Origin of the sequence: Streptomyces recifensis, assembly GCF_002154615.1 — a bacterium.
Classification (GTDB): Bacteria; Actinomycetota; Actinomycetes; order Streptomycetales; family Streptomycetaceae; genus Streptomyces; species Streptomyces griseoluteus.
Genome location: NZ_MUNH01000181.1, coordinates 1 through 3,243, shown reverse-complemented (window position 1 = coordinate 3,243; position 3,243 = coordinate 1). Strand labels below are relative to the sequence as shown.

The 3,243-nt window shown below is 70.6% G+C and carries 4 protein-coding genes; all 4 read right to left on the bottom strand.

The genetic code is table 11. The features are described 5' to 3' along the window. Positions 1–601: MFS transporter (locus CCN33_RS11280; RefSeq protein ID WP_140394512.1), on the bottom strand; the 601-nt coding region annotated here is incomplete at its 3' end. An 87-nt stretch (positions 602–688) separates the two neighbouring features. Continuing rightward, the gene (fbaA, locus tag CCN33_RS11275) at positions 689–1,711 is read right to left on the bottom strand and encodes a class II fructose-bisphosphate aldolase (protein WP_086693502.1); all 1,023 of its coding nucleotides are present in this window, start codon (positions 1,709–1,711) and stop codon (positions 689–691) included. A gap of 151 nt (positions 1,712–1,862) precedes the next feature. Beyond that, positions 1,863–2,414 carry an orotate phosphoribosyltransferase gene (gene pyrE, locus CCN33_RS11270; protein ID WP_086693501.1) on the bottom strand — a complete coding sequence of 184 codons (552 nt, stop codon included), beginning with the start codon at positions 2,412–2,414 and terminating at the stop codon, positions 1,863–1,865. A 10-nt stretch (positions 2,415–2,424) separates the two neighbouring features. Continuing rightward, positions 2,425–3,213, bottom strand: coding sequence for an aldose epimerase family protein (locus tag CCN33_RS11265; protein WP_086693500.1), 789 nt, complete (start codon positions 3,211–3,213; stop codon positions 2,425–2,427). Between the last annotated feature and the right edge of the window lie 30 nt (positions 3,214–3,243).

Genomic DNA, 3,243 nt, shown 5'->3' with positions numbered 1-3,243 from the left:
CGAACCGCCCGCGCGCGGGCCCCGCGTCCGACTCGGGCACGTGCCGCAGCGCCACCGGTACGCAGATCAGGGCGAGCGGCACGTTCAGCAGGAAGACCCACCGCCAGCCGGGACCCTCCACCAGCCAGCCGCCCAGGAACGGCCCGATCGCCGCCCCCACCCCGCCGAACCCGGACCACAGCCCCACCGCGCGGCTGCGGTCGTCGGGGTGGAAGGACGCCTGGATCAGCGCGAGCGACCCCGGCGTGAGCAGCGCCCCGCCCACGCCCTGGAGCGCACGGGCGATGATCAGCACGTTCGGGTCGGGGGCCAGCCCGCACATCAGCGAGGCCGCCGCGAACCAGATCACCCCGATGACGAAGACCCTGCGCCGCCCGTACCGGTCCCCCAGCGAACCGCCCAGCAGGATCAGGCCCGCCAGCGTCACCATGTACGCGTTGACCGTCCACTGGAGCGCCGCGAGGCTCGCGTCGAGATCGCGGCCGATGCGGGGCAGCGCGACGTTGACGACGGTCGAGTCCAGCAGGGCCATGCTGGAACCGAGCACGGTGGTCAGCAGAATCCACCGGCCCTTGGGGGACGCCAGCCGGACATCGGGCATGCCCCCAGGTATACCCCGGATACCCGTAGGAGGCCCGGCCCCTGCGCGAGACAGGATGCCGGGCCCCCTACGGGAGACCTCGGAGGGTCACTTCATCTTGTTGCCCGCCGACCGCAGGTTGTTCGCGGCGGTCACGACACGCGCCGCCATGCCCGCCTCGGCCAGCTTGCCCCAGGTGCGCGGGTCGTACTGCTTCTTGTCACCGACCTCGCCGTCGATCTTCAGCACACCGTCGTACTGACGGAACATGTGGTCGGCGACCGGACGGGTGAAGGCGTACTGGGTGTCCGTGTCGATGTTCATCTTCACGACGCCGTTCTCCAGCGCGATACGGATCTCCTCCTCGGAGGAACCGGAACCGCCGTGGAAGACGAAGTCGAACGGCGACGGCTTGCCGAACTTCGCGGCGACCCCGTCGTTCAGCTCCTTCAGCAGCTCCGGGCGGAGCACCACGTTGCCCGGCTTGTACACGCCGTGCACATTGCCGAAGGACGCGGCCAGCAGGTAGCGGCCCTTCTCGCCCAGGCCCAGCGCCTCGGCGGTACGGATCGCGTCCTCGACCGTGGTGTAGAGGGAGTCGTTGATCTCGTGCGAGACGCCGTCCTCCTCGCCGCCGGTCGGGGTGATCTCGACCTCGAGGATGATCTTCGCGCGGCGGGCCTGCTCCAGCAGCTCCTGGGCGATCGCCAGGTTGTCCGAGAGGGTCTCGGCGGAGCCGTCCCACATGTGCGACTGGAACAGCGGGTTGCCCCCGGCCTTCACGCGCTCCTCGGACAGCGCGAGCAGCGGACGCACGTAACCGTCCAGCTTGTCCTTGGGGCAGTGGTCGGTGTGCAGCGCGATGTTGACCGGGTACTTCTCGGCGACGACGTGCGCGAACTCCGCGAGCGCGACCGCGCCGGTCACCATGTCCTTGTTGTACTGGCCGCCGAGGAACTCCGCGCCGCCGGTCGAGATCTGGACGATGCCGTCGCTCTCCGCCTCCGCGAAGCCGCGCAGGGCCGCGTTCAGGGTCTGGCTGGAGGTGACGTTGATGGCCGGGTAGGCGAACTTGCCTGCCTTCGCCCGGTCGAGCATCTCGTTGTAGACCTCGGGAGTTGCGATGGGCATCTGTCCGCTCCTCGTGTTGCGGGTTGGCGTTCTGCGATATGCGGCCCTGACCTGGACCCTGGGGGGCGACATCGGCGTCGGCCCCATCTTTCCAGACCTGCCCTGCCGGACGGTCTGGCGGCCGGGGAGAAGTCCAGCCCCAAGCGGACCGTCAGTCCAGCCCCAGTTCATCCTTCGAGAAGGCGAACCGGTACGGAACGCCCGCCCCGGCCTCGATCTTCTCCGCGGCGCCGGTCGCCCGGTCCACGATCGTGGCCACGCCGACGACCTCCGCGCCGGCCTCCCGTACCGCCTCCACCGCCGTCAGCGGCGAACCGCCGGTGGTGGAGGTGTCCTCGACGACCAGCACCCGGCGGCCCGCGATGTCCGGACCCTCGACCCGGCGCTGCAGACCGTGCGCCTTCGCGGCCTTGCGGACCACGAACGCGGCGAGCCGCTGCCCGCGCGCGGCGGCCGCGTGCAGCATGGCGGCGGCCACCGGGTCGGCGCCCATGGTGAGACCGCCGACCGCGTCGAAGTCCAGGTCGGCGGTGAGGTCCAGCAGCACCTGGCCGACCAGGGGGGCGGCCTCACCGTCCAGGGTGATGCGGCGCAGGTCGACGTAGTAGTCGGCCTCCAGACCCGAGGAGAGGGTCACCTTGCCGTGCACCACGGCCTTGTCCTTGATCTGCTGGAGCAGTTCGCCACGCACGTCCGTCGTCATACCGCCCAGCTTAGAGGCGGCGCCAGGTCCAGGTGGTGGACGCCTCCAGCGGTTCCAGGGGGGTGACCAGGCGCTGGGCAGTGTTCAGGCCGTTGGGCGGGCCGGTCTGGGGCTCCACGCACACGGCGGCGTCCTGCTCGTCGTAGACGACCGCCCACTGTTCGCGGCTGGCCACCTTGAGTTCGAGCTGGCCGGGCCAGGTCAGGCGCACGTCGACTCCGTCGGGCATACCGAAGCAGTCGTCCCACGGGCCGGGCTTCGGCTCGACACGGTTGCCGGTGGGCAGGTGGTCCTCGCCGCGCTCCTCCTGCCACGCCGGGTGGAAGTCGATCGTCACGTCCTCGCCGCCGAGGTTCCGGTTGAACCAGGGGTGCCAGCCGATCTGCGCCGGGAACGAGTCCTCGTACGTCTCCACGGACATGCTCAGCGTCAGGCTGTCCTCACCGAGGCTCACGATCTGCGTGATCCGGCCGGAGTGCGGCCAGGGATCGGTCAGTTCGTAGGTCAGCACCGCCTCGTCGGCCGACTTGCGCGCGGTGCGCCAGGCGCCGTCGCGGGCGGTGCCGTGGATGGCGTGCGGCGGGGAGTTGAGCGGCATCTGCCGTACGACCCCGCCGTCCAGGAACTGCCCGTCCCTGATCCGCCCGCACCAGGGCACCATCGGGAAGCACCCGAACCGCTCCCCCTGCCGCAACAGCTCCGTCCCGCCGACGAGCAGCCCGCCGATCCGCCCGCCATTGCCGGGCAGTACCCGTACCTCCGCGTCACCCGCGGTCAACGTGATCTCTCCGTTACTCACGCTGCCGACCCTACTGGTCCCTCCGGGGGT

Coding starts and splice junctions, on each gene's coding strand:
- fbaA (WP_086693502.1), bottom strand. CDS start 1,711: ATGCCCATCGCAACTCCCGAGGTCTACAACGAGATGCTCGACCGGGCG.
- pyrE (WP_086693501.1), bottom strand. CDS start 2,414: ATGACGACGGACGTGCGTGGCGAACTGCTCCAGCAGATCAAGGACAAG.